The 15,570-nt window shown below is 35.5% G+C and carries 21 protein-coding genes; 19 read left to right on the top strand and 2 right to left on the bottom strand.

The features are described from left to right. Nucleotides 1-250, top strand: a 250-nt coding sequence (locus tag GMD78_RS21015; protein ID WP_155670492.1) for an IS3 family transposase, incomplete at its 5' end; no start/stop codon positions are given. Between the two features lie 66 nt (nt 251-316). Here GMD78_RS21015 and GMD78_RS21010 read toward each other — a convergent pair. Next, on the bottom strand, nt 317-967 hold the full coding sequence (locus GMD78_RS21010; RefSeq protein ID WP_155671951.1) for a YigZ family protein: 651 nt from the start codon (nt 965-967) through the stop codon (nt 317-319). 167 nt (nt 968-1,134) lie between these two features. Here GMD78_RS21010 and GMD78_RS21005 point away from each other — a divergent pair, with 167 nt between their 5' ends. From GMD78_RS21005 to hpf, 18 genes are all read left to right on the top strand, one after another. Then, nucleotides 1,135-2,274, top strand: coding sequence for a sensor histidine kinase (locus GMD78_RS21005; protein WP_155671949.1), 1,140 nt, complete (start codon nt 1,135-1,137; stop codon nt 2,272-2,274). A 113-nt stretch (nt 2,275-2,387) separates the two neighbouring features. Further along, nucleotides 2,388-3,080, top strand: coding sequence for a response regulator (locus GMD78_RS21000; protein ID WP_155671947.1), 693 nt, complete (start codon nt 2,388-2,390; stop codon nt 3,078-3,080). A 369-nt stretch (nt 3,081-3,449) separates the two neighbouring features. After that, nucleotides 3,450-4,289, top strand: a complete 840-nt coding sequence (locus tag GMD78_RS20995; RefSeq protein ID WP_155671945.1) for a DegV family protein — start codon at nt 3,450-3,452, stop codon at nt 4,287-4,289. Nucleotides 4,290-4,654: 365 nt separating this feature from the next. Then, nucleotides 4,655-5,791 (top strand): ATP-dependent helicase ComFA, encoded by a 1,137-nt coding sequence (locus tag GMD78_RS20990; RefSeq protein WP_246187729.1) that lies wholly within the window; start codon nt 4,655-4,657, stop codon nt 5,789-5,791. After that, on the top strand, nt 5,788-6,468 hold the full coding sequence (locus GMD78_RS20985; RefSeq protein WP_155671941.1) for a ComFC family protein: 681 nt from the start codon (nt 5,788-5,790) through the stop codon (nt 6,466-6,468). The genes GMD78_RS20990 and GMD78_RS20985 overlap by 4 nt, the downstream gene beginning before the upstream one ends. Before the next feature lie 34 nt (nt 6,469-6,502). Then, entirely contained in the window at nt 6,503-6,925 is a 423-nt protein-coding gene (locus GMD78_RS20980) for a TIGR03826 family flagellar region protein (RefSeq protein ID WP_155671939.1), read from the top strand. A gap of 79 nt (nt 6,926-7,004) precedes the next feature. Continuing rightward, nucleotides 7,005-7,268, top strand: coding sequence for a flagellar biosynthesis anti-sigma factor FlgM (gene flgM / locus GMD78_RS20975; RefSeq protein WP_155671937.1), 264 nt, complete (start codon nt 7,005-7,007; stop codon nt 7,266-7,268). 15 nt (nt 7,269-7,283) lie between these two features. Continuing rightward, a complete protein-coding gene (locus tag GMD78_RS20970) occupies nt 7,284-7,772 on the top strand; it encodes a flagellar protein FlgN (RefSeq protein WP_155671935.1) in 489 nt (162 codons plus the stop codon). Nucleotides 7,773-7,816: 44 nt separating this feature from the next. Further along, nucleotides 7,817-9,340 carry a flagellar hook-associated protein FlgK gene (gene flgK / locus GMD78_RS20965; protein ID WP_155671933.1) on the top strand — a complete coding sequence of 508 codons (1,524 nt, stop codon included), beginning with the start codon at nt 7,817-7,819 and terminating at the stop codon, nt 9,338-9,340. 9 nt (nt 9,341-9,349) lie between these two features. Then, nucleotides 9,350-10,231, top strand: a complete 882-nt coding sequence (flgL, locus tag GMD78_RS20960; protein WP_155671931.1) for a flagellar hook-associated protein FlgL — start codon at nt 9,350-9,352, stop codon at nt 10,229-10,231. Nucleotides 10,232-10,308: 77 nt separating this feature from the next. Beyond that, entirely contained in the window at nt 10,309-10,875 is a 567-nt protein-coding gene (locus tag GMD78_RS20955; protein WP_155671929.1) for a DUF6470 family protein, read from the top strand. Nucleotides 10,876-10,906: 31 nt separating this feature from the next. Continuing rightward, a complete protein-coding gene (fliW, locus tag GMD78_RS20950; protein WP_155671927.1) occupies nt 10,907-11,356 on the top strand; it encodes a flagellar assembly protein FliW in 450 nt (149 codons plus the stop codon). Between the two features lie 2 nt (nt 11,357-11,358). Continuing rightward, on the top strand, nt 11,359-11,580 hold the full coding sequence (gene csrA, locus GMD78_RS20945) for a carbon storage regulator CsrA (RefSeq protein WP_155671925.1): 222 nt from the start codon (nt 11,359-11,361) through the stop codon (nt 11,578-11,580). Between the two features lie 79 nt (nt 11,581-11,659). Beyond that, nucleotides 11,660-12,016, top strand: a complete 357-nt coding sequence (gene flaG / locus GMD78_RS20940) for a flagellar protein FlaG (RefSeq protein ID WP_155671923.1) — start codon at nt 11,660-11,662, stop codon at nt 12,014-12,016. Nucleotides 12,017-12,032: 16 nt separating this feature from the next. Then, a complete protein-coding gene (locus GMD78_RS20935) occupies nt 12,033-13,529 on the top strand; it encodes a flagellar hook-associated protein 2 (protein ID WP_343042469.1) in 1,497 nt (498 codons plus the stop codon). 33 nt (nt 13,530-13,562) lie between these two features. Then, nucleotides 13,563-13,964 (top strand): flagellar export chaperone FliS, encoded by a 402-nt coding sequence (fliS, locus tag GMD78_RS20930; RefSeq protein ID WP_155671921.1) that lies wholly within the window; start codon nt 13,563-13,565, stop codon nt 13,962-13,964. Further along, nucleotides 13,964-14,317 (top strand): flagellar protein FliT, encoded by a 354-nt coding sequence (fliT, locus tag GMD78_RS20925; RefSeq protein WP_155671919.1) that lies wholly within the window; start codon nt 13,964-13,966, stop codon nt 14,315-14,317. The genes fliS and fliT overlap by 1 nt, the downstream gene beginning before the upstream one ends. Nucleotides 14,318-14,863: 546 nt before the next feature. After that, nucleotides 14,864-15,418 (top strand): ribosome hibernation-promoting factor, HPF/YfiA family, encoded by a 555-nt coding sequence (hpf, locus tag GMD78_RS20920; protein WP_155671917.1) that lies wholly within the window; start codon nt 14,864-14,866, stop codon nt 15,416-15,418. 60 nt (nt 15,419-15,478) lie between these two features. Here the strand turns inward: hpf and GMD78_RS20915 are convergent. Next, a partial coding sequence (locus GMD78_RS20915; RefSeq protein WP_155670827.1) for an IS3 family transposase occupies nt 15,479-15,570 on the bottom strand: 92 nt, incomplete at its 5' end.

Below are 15,570 nucleotides of genomic sequence, written 5' to 3'. Positions count from 1 at the left end.
AAGGATGGTTAAGAAATATGATTTAGGCCAATCCATGTCAAGACGAGGAAACTGTTGGGATAACGCCCCACAAGAATCATTTTTTGGGCATTTTAAAGATGAAGCATATATTAAACCTTGTGAAACCTTAGATGAGTTAAAGCGAGAAATTAAGAGTTATATGACTTATTACAACAATTACAGATATCAATGGAATCTAAAAAAGATGACCCCTGTACAATACAGGAATCACCTTTCCAGTGTAGCATAGTCTTTTTTTAAATAGTCCTTTACAAAGGGTACATTTTAGGTTACTGGTGGTATTGTTTTTATTTGATTACTTTTTTGTACTTTCTACTTCGATTTCGATATATTTTACATCTGTTTTTGCAATGTTTGCTTGGTCATTTGTTAGATCAACCATCCATTCCTCGAATGCTTCTTCTTCGCCGTTTTGAACAAATACAATGAATTCCACATTTTCTAGATAATTAATTGTTTCCAGAATATAATCTTCAGAGTTGCGTAAAAGGTTTTCGAGTTTACCTAAAAGGGTATAATCAACTGTAACGGAAAATCCTTGCATTAATTGGCGCTTCACAATTCCAGTAGTTTGAATGGCTTGAGAAGTGGTGCTCCCATATGCACGAATAAGACCACCAGCTCCAAGTTTTATCCCACCAAAATAACGGGTCACAACAACTGCGGTATCCTTTAAGTGTTGTTTCTTAAGTACTTCTAAGATTGGTACACCTGCAGTTCCGCTAGGTTCTCCGTCATCATTTGCTTTTTGAATTTGATCGTTCTCTCCAATGATATACGCAGAACAGTTATGGGTAGCATCATGATGTTTTTTCTTGATTTCTTGGATGAAGCCCTGTGCTTCTCCTTCTGTTTCAACACGTCGTACATAACCGATAAATCGTGACTTTTGTATAACAAGTTCATCAGAACCTTCTTTATTTACTGTAAAATAATTGGATAGCATAGAAATCCCCCTTTTCCTTCATAAATAGTATATAATAGTAGATATAAATGATAAAATAGATACAATGTATTCTGAAATAATAATTTTTTGAAATAAAATGAGAGAATAGACCCTATAAAAAAGAACTATGAATACGTATAATTATAACATAGGTTGGTGGGTAAATTATGACTGTGAAAACCAAGGAGAAGACATTGGAAATAATTGTCGAGGAAATGGTTAACGTCGTTGAAAATAGTAAAGATGAAATTTTTCATATAAGTGAAGAAGCCCGTTCGGAGTATGAACAGCTATCTCGTGAATTAGAAGATACGAAAGTAAAAGTGATTCAATACATAGAGGATGGAGACAAACTAGAACAAAGAGTTGCTTATTCTAGACAACGTTTGTCTGAGGTGAGCAAATACTTCGATCGTTATGGTGAAGATGAAATACGTGAAATCTATGAAGGAACACATGAATTACAAACTAGACTAGCAATGTTACGAAAAGAGGAATCCATTCTTCGACAAAGACGTGATGATTTAGAAAGAAGACTTTTATCCTTAGACCATACGATTAAGCGTGCAGAAGGTTTAGCTAGTAAAATAACAGTTATACTAACGTATTTGACAGATGATTTTAAACAAGTAAATGAAATGATAGAAGAAGCAAAAGAAAAACAAGAGTTTGGTCTAAAAATAATCGAAGCTCAAGAAGAGGAGCGTAAACGAATTTCTAGAGAGATTCATGATGGGCCGGCTCAAATGCTAGCCAATATATTACTACGCTCGGAACTAGTTGATCGGACATTTAGAGAAGGAAGTACTACAGAAGCATTAGATGAAATTAAAAATGTTCGTAAAATGGTTCGCTCTTCGCTTTACGAGGTTCGAAGAATTATATATGATTTACGTCCTATGGCACTAGATGATTTAGGTTTAATACCAACGATTAAGAAATACATCGCTACTACTGCAGAATATAACAATGTAAAAATAGAATTTACACCTATAGGTAGTGATGAAAGATTAAATCAAAAATATGAAATTGCATTTTTTAGGTTAGCACAGGAAGCAATTCAAAATGCAATTAAACATGCAGAAGCATCTAAAATTCAGGTGAAATTAGAGATTAATAAGCGCCATTTAACCATGGTGATTAAGGATGATGGAAAAGGCTTCAACCCAAATGTTAAACGAGATAAATCCTTTGGCATCATAGGCATGCGTGAGCGTGTTGAAATGTTTGATGGAATTATGAAGCTAGATTCTGCACCTGGTAAAGGAACTAAAATTGTTATTCAAGTGCCATATGAGGTATATTAGAAATTTAATACTTTAAGTTTACTGCCGATATAGAAAAAATAGAGTTGTATAATCGAATCTATCATTAGAACTGTAATAGGGAAATTTTGATATAACGTAGGAGGAACAAAAGGATGAATACCGACAAACAGATAAACATTGTACTAATTGACGATCATAAGTTGTTTCGAGAAGGGGTAAAGCGCATTCTTGAATTTGAACCTTCTTTTAATGTAGTTGCTGAAGGTGACGACGGAATCATGGCTACTAAACTAGTAAAAGAATTTAATCCTGATGTTGTTTTAATGGATATCAATATGCCAAACATGAATGGTGTCCAAGCTACGGCGGATTTAGTCAGACTTTTCCCTAAAACAAGTGTGATTATTCTTTCCATACATGATGATGAAAGTTATGTGACACACGCACTTAAAACAGGTGCGCAAGGCTACCTATTGAAAGAAATGGATTCAAATTCATTGATTGAAGCAATTAAAGTAGTCAGTGATGGTGGCTCTTATCTTCATCCTAAAGTGACTCATAATTTGGTACAAGAGTACCGCCGATTATCAAAAGAAAGTGTTACACGAACTGCTGACAATGTAGTTGAGTATCATAGACCACTGCACATTCTTACGAAGCGTGAATGCGAAGTCCTACAGCTACTAGCTGATGGAAAAAGTAACCGTGCAGTAGCGGAATCACTTTACATTAGTGAAAAAACGGTTAAAAACCATGTAAGTAACATTCTACAAAAGATGAACGTAAATGACCGAACCCAAGCAGTTGTTTCTGCAATCCGTAAAGGTTGGGTAGAAGTTTTATAGTTTAATAGATTTTGAAGCTCTGGTATGTTGATGCCAGAGCTTTTTTATATGTGACTGAGTTGTAGGGGAGGTAGAAATATTAGTCTGTAAGCTGATAGTTTGGATTGAAGGGAGATAATTTGTTTTGAAGGTCGATAAATCAGCGTGAGAGCCTATATCCTGTTCTGAACGCCGATTTCTCCTCAAGAGTTAGAACGAAGCTCGATGTTACAAAAGAGATTCTCCATAAAAAATCATAATGTTTAAAACTAACAAAATATTTGTAAGCGTTTTCTTGCGTTCCTAATGCATTTTTTTTGTTCTTCATGTAAAATATAAGAAGTAATTATATTATAAATAGAAATTTAATAGTGGAGAGGAAGGGAATAGATGAAAGTTGCTGTAATGACTGACAGCACTGCATACATCCCAAAGGATATCCGGGAACAATATGATATTCACATGGTCCCGCTTAGTGTTGTTTTTGGTAGTGAAACATACCAGGAAGAAATTGATCTCACAACCGAAGAGTTTTATCAAAAAATAAAAGAATCAAAAGAATTACCAACGACTTCGCAGCCATCCATCGGGTATGTTACGAAGAAGTTAGAGGAGCTTGCCAAAGAGTACGATGCTGTCATCTCTATTCATTTATCTAGTGGGATTAGCGGAACATTTCAAGCTGTTCAGAGTGCTGGTGAAATGGTAGAAGGAATCAAAATGTGTGCTTATGATTCCGAGATTAGTTGTATGGTCCAAGGTTTTTATGCGTTGGAAGCTGCTGAAATGGCTAGAGACAATAAAACACCTGAGGAGATTCTTGCTCGTCTTGACGAAATGAAACAAAGTGTACGAGCTTATTTTATGGTAGATGATTTAACTAATTTACATCGTGGTGGTCGCTTAAATGGTGCCCAAGCACTAGTTGGTAGCCTACTTCAAGTTAAACCAGTTCTACATTTTGAAGACAAGATTATTGTTCCATTCGAAAAGATTCGTACTCGTAAAAAAGCACTAAATCGTATTATCGGTATGTTAAAAGAAGAAGCAAAAGAACATGATCTAAGAGTCGTTTTCATTCATGCGAATGATGAAGAAGCAGCAAATGAACTAAAGAATGATTTTATTGAAAAATATCCATCATCTGAAGCAACGATCAGTTATTTCGGTCCTGTAATTGGGACTCACCTTGGTGAAGGTGCGATCGGAGTAGGATGGTATAGAAAATAGCAATTATTTTACTTATATTTTCATGACTACCAGGCCTTGTACTGGTAGTCTATTTCAATATAATAAGGAAAGTGAGTGATTTGATGAAAAAACCTTCTTCCCCTGCTGAAGGACTTCCTCCTAGTGACCAGGTTATCTCAAAAAACTACTCTGGAAAACTACTACTCCGTAATGAAATCCGCCTTGAAGAACCTCAATTTCGCGCATTACCATTTACCCCAATTCCTTCTATTAAAAGAAAAACCTTTTCTCATGAATGTCAGCGATGCCACAATCAAAAAAAATCCTTATTTGCATCTATACCTTGTTCTAGTTGTCAGAAAACACATCTTTACTGTAGAAAGTGTATTGAGATGGGGAGGATAATGGAATGTGAACCACTTTATGAATGTTCAGGTGAATCATTCCATTGGCCCCGTCATGAAGCACCTTGTAGCTGGGATGGTACGTTAACTGAGGTGCAGCAACAGGCTGCGGATCGAATTGTTCATGCTGTGAAAAACAATGAACGTGAACTGCTTGTTTGGGCTGTTTGTGGAGCTGGGAAAACAGAAATGCTTTTTCAAGGTATTTCTGAGGCTCTGAAAGATGGAAAACGCATTTGTATTGCAACCCCAAGGGCAGATGTGGTCCGTGAGCTTAAACCAAGGATTCAACAAGCTTTTGCAAAAGTCTCTGTTCAAGCTTTGTATGGCGGGAGTAAAGATAAAGATGGCACTGCACAGGTCATTCTTGCCACTACCCATCAACTACTTCGGTTTAAACATGCCTTCGATCTGTTAATTATTGATGAAATTGATGCATTTCCGTTCCACAAGGATACCTCATTGCCATTTGCTGCAAACCGAGCAAAAAAAGACATTCATACAACAATATATTTAACAGCCACACCAAGACAACATCATCGATTACAAATAGCCTTCAATAAACTTCCACATATTTTTGTTCCCATCCGATATCATGGTCACCCCCTACCAGTACCAAGTACAAAAATGTGCTATTCCTTGAAAAAACCGTTAACAAAATATATGCCACCACGTTCTTTTATGAACTGGATAAAACAAAGAAAGAACCAATCTCGTCAAATATTGATATTTGTACCAACTATTAAAATGGCAGAGAAAATGAAGGAGAATCTTCAAAAAATTTTAATAGCAGATAATATGATCAAGGATCCAAAGGAGATTGACTTTGTCCATGCAGAAGATCCTAAGCGTGAAGAAAAAGTACAGCAATTCCGAGCTAAGCTTCTACGGGTTTTGTTAACAACAACTATATTGGAGCGAGGAGTGACTTTTCCATCCGTTGATGTGGGCGTGTTAGATTCTGGAGACAAGGTTTTTGATGAGGCAGCTTTAGTTCAGATTGCTGGTAGGGCAGGGCGTAGTTCAGATGATCCAACTGGTGAAGTAGTATTTTTTCATGATGGAAGAACGGATGCAATGGTTCAAGCCATTCAATCGATTAAGAAAATGAATCGTAGGGGAGGGTTTATTGAATGAACTGCTTGTGGTGTGACGAAGAAATTACTAGCGATGTAACGTGGTCAAATGTAGCACTACCAACAAAAGCGAAGTCATTGTGTGAGGGCTGTGAAAAAGAATTAACAGTTTTAAATGGGAGTAGATGTTTACGTTGTAGTCGTGTATCTGAAGAGAAAATTTGTAAGGACTGTAAATGGTGGGAGCATTACATGGGTGGGGAGGATGTGTTGACTGCTAACTATTCTGTATTTGCTTATAATGAACGTATGCAGGATATGATTGCAAAGTGGAAATATCGCGGAGATTATCAAATAGGATTTGCTTTTCAAGGCAGATTCACCCAGTTATTTAAGAAGCAATTTAATGACATAAAAAATATAGTTGCAGTCCCAATTCCTCTTAGTAAGGAGCGAATGAACGAGAGGAGATTTAACCAAGCAGAAATGCTCGCCCATTTTTTACCGATTGAAGTGGACAGTGTGTTGGATCGAGTACATGGAGAAAAACAATCAAAGAAAAATCGCTATCAACGACTATCTTCAGAAAATCCGTTTAAACTTCAAAAAGCTATTAACAAACCGGTCATTCTTGTCGATGATATATATACAACTGGTACCACTTTACGTCATGCTGCTCGCTTATTACAGCAACATGGCTGCCCGATTACATACGCGTATACACTAATACGAGGTTAATGGTATCATTATATTATTGAGGAGAAGATAAATAATGGCTGAATTAGCAAACTGCTCTCGCTGTGATGCAGTATTTGTAAAAAATATTCGTGATATTTGTCATAATTGTTATAAAAAAGAAGAACAAGATTTTCAAACGGTTTACCAATTTTTACGCAAGCAAGTAAATAGAGAAGCTACGTTGATTGAAGTTGTAGATGCTACTGGAGTTGAGGAGAGTTTAATAATAAAATTTATTAAAGAAAAACGACTTCATACATCTCAATTTCCCAAATTAGCCTATCCGTGTGAAAAATGTGGTACAAATATTGTTTCCGGTAAGCTCTGTTCTTCTTGTTCATCTGAGCTTTTGAACGAATTAGAGCAGCATGAACAGGTTGAACAGCGAGCACAACTGGTAAAAGAAAAGAATAAAACGCAAAATATTTACTATACCATTGATAAACATAGAAAATAGGTCTTTAACTTTTACGAAATGAACCGATAATAAATATAGAAGTTGGAATTCGGAATAGAAATGAAATGAGGTGATTTTGATGAAAATTCACGGTCCAAATCAAACAAACTTTAATCCATATAAGAATCAAATTCAAAAACAAGCGGATTACAAGAAAAACGTGAATCAAAAAGATCAGCTTGAGATATCAACCCAGGCGAAACAATTACAGGAAAGTGAAAATATTCATCCGAAACGGGAAGCATATGTTCAAGAAATAAAAAATGCTGTTGAATCTGGTGAGTATAAAATTAATCATGAGAAAACGGCACAAAAAATGATCGATTTTTGGTCGAACCGATAAAAGGAGGACATCACGATGTCCGTTGAATTAGTAAAGGAATTACTTCAGAATCTTGTACGTATCCATGAAGACCTTTTACAGACTTCAGAACAAAAAACTGAAGTCATAAAAGAAGGTTCTGTTGAAAAGTTACAAGCAGTCCTAATAAAAGAGCGAAAACATATTCAAGTTTTAGATAAAACGGAAGAAAAACGTAAACAAGTTGTGGAGCAATGGTTTGCAACGAAAGGGTTGTCAAATGAAGATACAACTATTACGAAAATGTTGGAGCTTATAAATGATGAACGGGAACAAAAGGAAGTAGAAGAAGTTACAGTAGCATTAACCGAAATTATGCTGAAATTAAAGCAACAGGAGCAATTAAATATGGCATTAATTCAGCAGTCGATGCAATTTGTTCAATTATCTTTAGATTTAATGAGCCCGTCCTTGAAAAATATGAACTACGGGAATGAAAAAGAGAAATCAACTGTTAATCGCTCTATGTTTGATTCTAAAGCATAGAGAACAGTGACAATTAATTTTGAATTTGGAGAAGGAGAAGTTAAATGGGTACTTTTAACGGTATTGAAATGGCGAAGCGAGCGCTATTCACACAACAATCAGCAATTTATACAACTGGTCATAATATTTCCAATGCTAATACAGAAGGTTATTCACGTCAGCGGGTTAATTTCGAGGCGACAACTCCTTTTCCGAGTGGATCTCGAAATAGACCACAAATTCCTGGTCAAATGGGTACAGGTGTTCAAGCCGGTTCCGTTGAGCGAATTCGTGATAAGTTTTTAGATTTACAATTTCGTGCAGAAAATAGTAAATCTGGTTATTGGGAATCGATGTCTGAAGCAATCGGTCGCATGGAAAGTGTCATGAATGAACCATCTGAAAATGGTTTAGCGAATACAATGGATAAATTTTGGCAGTCACTAGAGGATCTATCTGTAAATCCAGAAAACTCCGGCGCTAGGTCTGTTGCCGTTCAACGTGGAATTGCAGTTGCTGAAACTTTTAACCATTTGTCTGATTCATTAACATCCATTCAGACAGATTTGAAAAAAGAAATAGATGTAACAATTGAAGATGCGAACTCTATTTTACGGCAAATAGATGGTATCAATAATCAAATTAGAGAGTTAGAACCACACGGTTATTTAGCAAATGATTTATATGATGAACGTGACCGATTAATTGATGAGCTATCCAATATCGTTAACATTCGTGTGGAATATGATAAGAGTGGGGAAAGTTCACCTGACATAGCGGATGGGTTAGTAAGTATTCAAATGGTAAATGATAAGGGACAACCTTTTGATGAGCCAATCTACTTATTAAATGGAAAACCCGGGGAAGCTGAAGTCCATGAGCTTTCTTTAGACGAAGATTCTGTTCATAATATTAAAGTTGGAAACAAAGATTTTCCAATTTCCTCTGAAACTGGTAAGCTTAGTGGCTTAATTAATGCTCATGGTTACACAGTTGATGGAGAAGTCCATGGTGCAGCGACAAACTTTACGTCCATGCTAAATGATTTAAATCAAATGGCTAAGGTGTTTGCTGATGAATTTAATCGTGTTCATAATGAAGGTCATGGATTGGTTGAACCAGACGGAGATCAAAATAACTTCTTTACGTATGATGAAGATAATGTGATTGGCACGCTACGTGTTGAAGAAGCCATCATAGATAATCCTGATTTAATTGCAGCTAGTCAGTCAGGTTCTGCTGGTAATGGAGAAAATGCATTAAAATTAGCGGAAGTGTTTACTAGAGTTTTAACTACGGATGATGAAAACAATCTTGGAAAGAAAACATCTGTTAAAGGATTCTATGAATCTCTTATTGGTAGTTTAGGGGTTACAGCACAGGAAGCTAACAGAATGGCCAGCAATACAGATATTCTTCGCTCACAAGTTGAAGATCAACGCATGTCTGTAAGTTCTGTTTCACTAGATGAAGAGATGTCTAATATGATTAAATTTCAGCATGCTTATAATGCTGCTGCAAGAAGTATGACAACAATGGATGAAATGCTTGATCGAATTATTAATAATATGGGATTGGTCGGAAGGTAGGTGTAATATATGCGAGTAACTCAAGGAATGCTTTCTAATAACATGTTAAAGAATTTATCGAATAGCTACTCCAACTTAGGAACATATATGGATCAATTGAGTACTGGTAAAAAAATAAATCGACCTTCGGATGATCCTGTTATTGCCATGAAGGGCATGAATTACCGCAGTCAGCTAATTGAAGTAGAGCAACATATCCGAAATACAAATGAAGTACACAACTGGATGGATAGCTCAGATGCTGCTTTGGATAAAGCAACGCAAGCTTTGCAAAAGTTACGTGAATTAGCTGTTCAAGCAAGCAATGATACGTATGGTGCTGAAGAACGTAAAAATATTATGGCGGAAGCGGAACAAATCAAAGAGCATTTGGTAGAAATAGCAAATACCAAAGTAAACGGTAAGTATATTTTTAATGGTGCTGATACGAATGTAAAACCAATTGACGGTGATGCAAACGCTGTTGAATTCAATACCGAAACAGTTTTGATCGAGGTCGCAAATGGAACAAAGCTACAAGCCAATGTAAATGCTGAGAAGGTTTTTGGTAATGCAGATAGTAATGTGTTCCAAGATATTGATTCGTTTATTACTGCCTTAGGTGATAATAACCAAGAAAATATTCAACAAAGTTTAGATCAGTTTGACAATAATATCAATAATGTTGTGAATGCTCGTGCTGATTTAGGTGCACGTATGAATCGTTTAGAGCTAGTAGAAAATCGTTTAGCAGAACAAGAGGTAATCGCAACGCAGATGATGTCAAAGAACGAAGACATTGATTATGAAAAAGTAATTACCAATCTTATTACGCAAGAAAGTGTACACCGTGCAGCCTTATCTGCAGGTTCTAGAATTATTCAACCATCATTATTAGATTTTCTAAGATAAAAACATGTACCCTAACCCAATTAAGGGTTGGGGTATATTAATTTACCAGTCATACCAAAGGAAAGGAGGAACTAGCCATGCAATTGCCACAAATTCGCTTGCAATCACAAATGGCTAAAATTGAAATTACACAACAGCCAGCCAAACAAGAGATTTCTCAGCCAAAAGCAGATTTGTCAATTCAACAGCCAAGTGCGGATATTTCGATGCGTAAAACGCCATCTAAGTTAACCATTGATCAAACGCAAGCCTGGGAAGATATGGATTTAATGCATATTTTCAGAAGGAACGAGAAATTTGCTCAAGATGGTAAACAGGGAAATTTAGATGGGATTGGTCGTAGGGCAGAACAAGGCAAGGAACTAATGGAAATTGAAAAAGGCGGAAATCCGATCGTAAGTCAAGCAATTACCAATGGTCATAATGCGATGAAATCTCTTGGTATCAAATTTGTTCCTTCTACTTTTGCGGTTAAAATAGACTATCAACCGTCAGAATTAGAAATTGATGTTACAGTGAATAAGCCAATTATCGAAGCACAAGCTAATAAACCAGAGCATTATTTTGAACCGGGAACAGTAAACACAAGTATGAAGCAATTTCCAAATTTAGATATAGATTTTGTTAATTTGTTTACAGAATAGAAATCTAGCTAGTCTGCAGGAGTGATTAATGATGAAAATAGAAACAAAATATTTAGGTGAAGTGGAGATTGAAGAAAATATAATAATTGAATTTCCATCAGGGTTACCTGGATTTGTTGATGAAACAAAATTTGTCTTACTAGACCTCCCTGGAAATCCAATCTTTCAAGTATTACAATCTGTAAGATCGGTAAATGTGGCATTTATTGTTACAAATCCATATCATTTTTACCGTGATTATACCTTTGAATTAGATGGTAATTTACTTGAGGCCCTACACATTAGAGTGGAAAAGGAAGTTATGGTTCTATCAATCATTACATTAAAAGAACCATTCCACACAAGCACAATAAATTTAAAAGCACCGGTAATTATTAATCAAACGAAGATGTTTGGTAAACAGTACATATTAAATATGGAAGATTATCCATCTAAAGCTTCGATAACACCAACTAGTCCTTCAACTGTGAAAGGAGAGTAAACATGCTCGTTCTAACTCGTAAAAAAAATGAATCCATTCAAATTGGAGAAGATATTGAAATTAAAATTCTAGCGATTGAAGGAGACCAAATAAAACTTGGGATTGCTGCTCCAAAATCAGTTGATATATATCGAAAAGAGATTTATGTGGATATCCAAAATCAAAACAATGAAGCTGCAAATATTCCTACAGATTTATTTAAGTTATTAAATCAAAAAGATTAAGGTAAACATACAAAATTTCTAAACATCATGTTACTTCTATCCGATATAAAAAGAAAATACTAGAGGGGATGCTTGGGCAATGCGATTAGACAATCTATCTATGATATCACAACCCTTGCAAAACAGTGGGCATAATAAGTTTGAATCATCAGAACAGAGACCTGTAATGCAAGATGTAAATAAAAATGATTTTGTATTAGAGGATGTAATCAATACCAAAAAGGTTGACACAGTAGTTAATCAATTAAATGAATTTATGGAACCTCTTCGAACGAATCTAAAATTTGAGCTTCATGAAGAGCTAAATGAATACTATGTGACTGTAGTTAACCCAATAACAGATGAGATTATTAAAGAAATACCTCCAAAGAAAATGTTAGACATGTATGCAAAAATGGCAGAATTTATGGGATTTTTAATTGACGAGAAGGTATAAAAGGAGTGCATTATAAATGGTTATGCGAGTTGGCGGTCTTTCATCGGGGATGGATATTGAATCGATCGTAAATAATTTAATGTCGGCAGAGCGAATGCCTCTACAAAAGATGGAACAAGATCGTACTCTATTAGAGTGGAAACGGGATGGATTTCGCGAAGTCTATCAAAAGCTATATGAATTTGATGAAATGATACTAGATATGAAGTTGAGTAGTACTTATAATTCGAAATCAGTAAGTTCTTCACAGGAAAGTGCTGTCACTGCTACTGGTTCCACTAGTGCAGGAAATGGCACATATAGTATTAACGTAACGGAGCTAGCAAAATCAGCAATTAATGTAAGTAGTGGTGAGGTAGAAATTGACCCAAATACCCCATTAAAGGATACTAATTATGCTGGGGGATTTGGAGAGTTCACAAATGCATTTGAAACATTTAACAAAGATGGATCGACTACACAGCATACTATTGAGATAAAAGAAACGGATACTTTGAATGATGTTTTGAAACGAATATCAAGCGCAGATAATAATGTACGTGCTTTTTATGATCAAAACACTCAGAAGGTTATTTTAGAAACAACTAGAACTGGAAATTATAATGCAGATCCAAATGTACATGACGGTGCGGAAGTTGTATTTAACCATGGATTCTTTACGGATACTTTGAAGCTAGATACGGCAAATGAAACTGGTGGGGAAAACGCTCAGTTTCAGTATAATGGGATCGAGATGACATCTTATGATAATTCATACAAACTCGGAGGGGTAACTTTTCAATTTAAAGATAAAACAAATGGTACAGCTATTCTTACTGTAGAAAACGATGTAGATGCATCCTTTGAAAAGATCATGAAGTTCGTAGACACGTACAACGAAATCGTTGACATGATCAATGGCTCTCAACATGAAGAAAAATATCGAGATTATAAACCTTTAACACAGGAACAAAAAGACGAAATGTCTGATAAAGAAATAGAGCTATGGGAAGAGCGTGCTAAAAGTGGTATCTTACGAGGAGAATCGAGTTTATCAAGTGGACTTTTTTCAATGAGACAAAGCTGGTATTCAACAGTTGATACTGGTGGGAGTTATACAAGCGTAACACAGGTAGGGATTAAAACATCGTCAAACTATATGGATGGCGGAAAGTTAATTGTTGATGAAGAGGAATTGAAAAATGCATTACGAGAAGATCCAGCATCTATCCAAAATCTTTTCTCCAAAAATGCTGAAGGTAATAGCAGAGGGTTAGTAAATCGTGTAGAAGATGCGCTGGAAACAACAATGAAACAGATTGAGCAACGTGCTGGAAAGCCAACTAGTATTACATTAGATAACTATACACTTGGTAAACGAATGAAGGACTTAAATAGTCGAATCTCTGCATTTGAGGCTAGAATGGTACAAGTTGAGAATCGTTATTGGAGTCAGTTTACAGCAATGGAAAAAGCTATCTCACAAATGAATCAACAATCTTCACAATTAATGTCACAGTTTGGTGGAATGTAATAAAAACCAAATTTTTGGCAAAGGAGTGTTAAAATGGCACTAAATAAAGGATATCAAACATATCAGAACAACTCAGTTAACACCGCCTCTGGTGGAGAACTAACGTTAATGTTATATAATGGTTGTATGAAATTTATTAAACAAGCTATGAAAGATATACAGGAAAAAAATTATGAATCCAAGAATACTAACATCCAAAAAGCACAAAATATTATTCAAGAATTAATGCTCACTCTAGATCAAGAAGTTGAAATATCGAAACAAATACTACCGTTGTACGAGTACATGCATTTTCAATTGAAGGAAGCGAATGTGAAAAATGATGTTGCAATCTTAGAGGAAGTGCTTGGTTTTGTAAAAGAATTTAGGGATACATGGAAACAAGTAATCTTAAAAACTCGTCAACAAAAGTTTGCTCAAGGTGCACATGTATAATGAATAGATTGGAAGAAATTCATGAAATAACTGTGCGGCTTAAGGGGTTATTAGATCAAGATATAAACGCTAAAAATCGCCCAGCAGCTATTGAAGAAATTACTCAATTAGTGGAGGAAAGAGGTAATTATATGAAACAAGTATCTCCTCCATTTACATCTGAAGAAAAACGAATAGGCGAAAAACTAGTTGAATTAAATGAAGAACTTGAGGCTAAGATGCAGCGTGTTTTCAATGATTTAAAGCTTGAGATGAAACAGTCTAAAAAACAAAAAAAATCAAATCACTCATATATTAATCCATATCATAAAGTCCAAACGGTAGACGGCTTGTTTATGGATCGAAAGAAATAATCGCAAAAAGCTCCCAAATCGGCCGGGAGCTTTTTTTATGGCTATTATTCTTTAAGAATATTGTTATTTGAACATGAATCTCCATAAGGTACTATAAAGGAATGAGGAACCGAACCACTAATTTGATGGTTCCTGGTTCCGTTAATTCCTAAAAACACCTCATTTGAAGCATGCTTACGGACCCTCTTTCCGCTATTTACCATTTTACCTCAAAAATTCTGTGGATTTATTGCTATTAACGGAACGAGAATCCGGTTAACCCTCTCAAGAACAATGAGGAACCGCTTCGCACAAGTTATGGATCCTCGTTCCTGTGAACAACCAGTTTTTCTCATAAGCAAAACACTATACCAAAAAACTTGTTCCCAAAATTAAAAACTACTTAAAATTGAACCTTTTGTGAAGCTATTAATCCTAAACCGTGATGTAATAGGCATTTTACCGAAACTACTATTCTTACCATAAAAAAGATTATTAGTTTAGGCAGGAATTTTAATGGGAAACATAGTATAATATAGATATAAAGATATAAAGGAGGACACTTTTATGAAATTCAACATTCGTGGTGAAAATATTGAGGTGACCGGAGCTATACGTGAATACGTGGAGAAGAAAATTAGCAAGCTCGAAAGATATTTTGATACTGCTCCAACCTCTGAAGTACATGTGAATTTAAGTGTCTATAATGATGAACAACGCATCGAAGTTACAATCCCTATGACAGACTTACTGTTAAGAGGGGAAGTTCAACACAAAGATCTTTATGCTGCAATTGATTTAGTAGTAGATAAACTTGAAAGGCAAATTCGCAAATACAAAACAAAAGTAAATCGAAAATTTCGTCAAAATGGTGCACCAAAGCATATATTTGCGGAACTGGAGAAAGAAGCTGCTACAAACAATGAAACGGAATCAGATGAACTCGAAATTGTACGTACTAAACGATTCAATTTAAAGCCAATGGATTCTGAAGAAGCTATTTTACAAATGGATATGCTAGGACATACATTTTATGTATATAAGGATGCTGTTTCTGGAGATACAAATGTTGTTTACCGTCGAAAAGACGGTAGGTACGGATTGATCGAGCCACACAGCTAAAATAGAATAAAGGACGGTCCCAACATGAAGTGACCCCATAAAGTTAGACAGAATATTTCACTAGGCAGCTGGTTGGGCATGAGTTCGATATTTTATCGGGCTCATGCCCTTCAATTTTGCCTTAATTCGCTTGTTATTATAGTAATCTATAT

The sequence above is a fragment of the Ornithinibacillus caprae genome (genome assembly GCF_009728145.1).
Classification (GTDB): domain Bacteria; phylum Bacillota; class Bacilli; order Bacillales; family Amphibacillaceae; genus Ornithinibacillus; species Ornithinibacillus caprae.
The sequence above is the reverse complement of the archived record's forward strand: the minus strand, read 5'-3'. Positions and strand labels throughout refer to the sequence as shown.

Coding starts and splice junctions, on each gene's coding strand:
- GMD78_RS21010 (WP_155671951.1), bottom strand. CDS start 967: ATGCTATCCAATTATTTTACAGTAAATAAAGAAGGTTCTGATGAACTT.
- GMD78_RS21005 (WP_155671949.1), top strand. CDS start 1,135: ATGACTGTGAAAACCAAGGAGAAGACATTGGAAATAATTGTCGAGGAA.
- GMD78_RS21000 (WP_155671947.1), top strand. CDS start 2,388: ATGAATACCGACAAACAGATAAACATTGTACTAATTGACGATCATAAG.
- GMD78_RS20995 (WP_155671945.1), top strand. CDS start 3,450: ATGAAAGTTGCTGTAATGACTGACAGCACTGCATACATCCCAAAGGAT.
- GMD78_RS20990 (WP_246187729.1), top strand. CDS start 4,655: ATGGAATGTGAACCACTTTATGAATGTTCAGGTGAATCATTCCATTGG.
- GMD78_RS20985 (WP_155671941.1), top strand. CDS start 5,788: ATGAACTGCTTGTGGTGTGACGAAGAAATTACTAGCGATGTAACGTGG.
- GMD78_RS20980 (WP_155671939.1), top strand. CDS start 6,503: ATGGCTGAATTAGCAAACTGCTCTCGCTGTGATGCAGTATTTGTAAAA.
- flgM (WP_155671937.1), top strand. CDS start 7,005: ATGAAAATTCACGGTCCAAATCAAACAAACTTTAATCCATATAAGAAT.
- GMD78_RS20970 (WP_155671935.1), top strand. CDS start 7,284: ATGTCCGTTGAATTAGTAAAGGAATTACTTCAGAATCTTGTACGTATC.
- flgK (WP_155671933.1), top strand. CDS start 7,817: ATGGGTACTTTTAACGGTATTGAAATGGCGAAGCGAGCGCTATTCACA.
- flgL (WP_155671931.1), top strand. CDS start 9,350: ATGCGAGTAACTCAAGGAATGCTTTCTAATAACATGTTAAAGAATTTA.
- GMD78_RS20955 (WP_155671929.1), top strand. CDS start 10,309: ATGCAATTGCCACAAATTCGCTTGCAATCACAAATGGCTAAAATTGAA.
- fliW (WP_155671927.1), top strand. CDS start 10,907: ATGAAAATAGAAACAAAATATTTAGGTGAAGTGGAGATTGAAGAAAAT.
- csrA (WP_155671925.1), top strand. CDS start 11,359: ATGCTCGTTCTAACTCGTAAAAAAAATGAATCCATTCAAATTGGAGAA.
- flaG (WP_155671923.1), top strand. CDS start 11,660: ATGCGATTAGACAATCTATCTATGATATCACAACCCTTGCAAAACAGT.
- GMD78_RS20935 (WP_343042469.1), top strand. CDS start 12,033: ATGGTTATGCGAGTTGGCGGTCTTTCATCGGGGATGGATATTGAATCG.
- fliS (WP_155671921.1), top strand. CDS start 13,563: ATGGCACTAAATAAAGGATATCAAACATATCAGAACAACTCAGTTAAC.
- fliT (WP_155671919.1), top strand. CDS start 13,964: ATGAATAGATTGGAAGAAATTCATGAAATAACTGTGCGGCTTAAGGGG.
- hpf (WP_155671917.1), top strand. CDS start 14,864: ATGAAATTCAACATTCGTGGTGAAAATATTGAGGTGACCGGAGCTATA.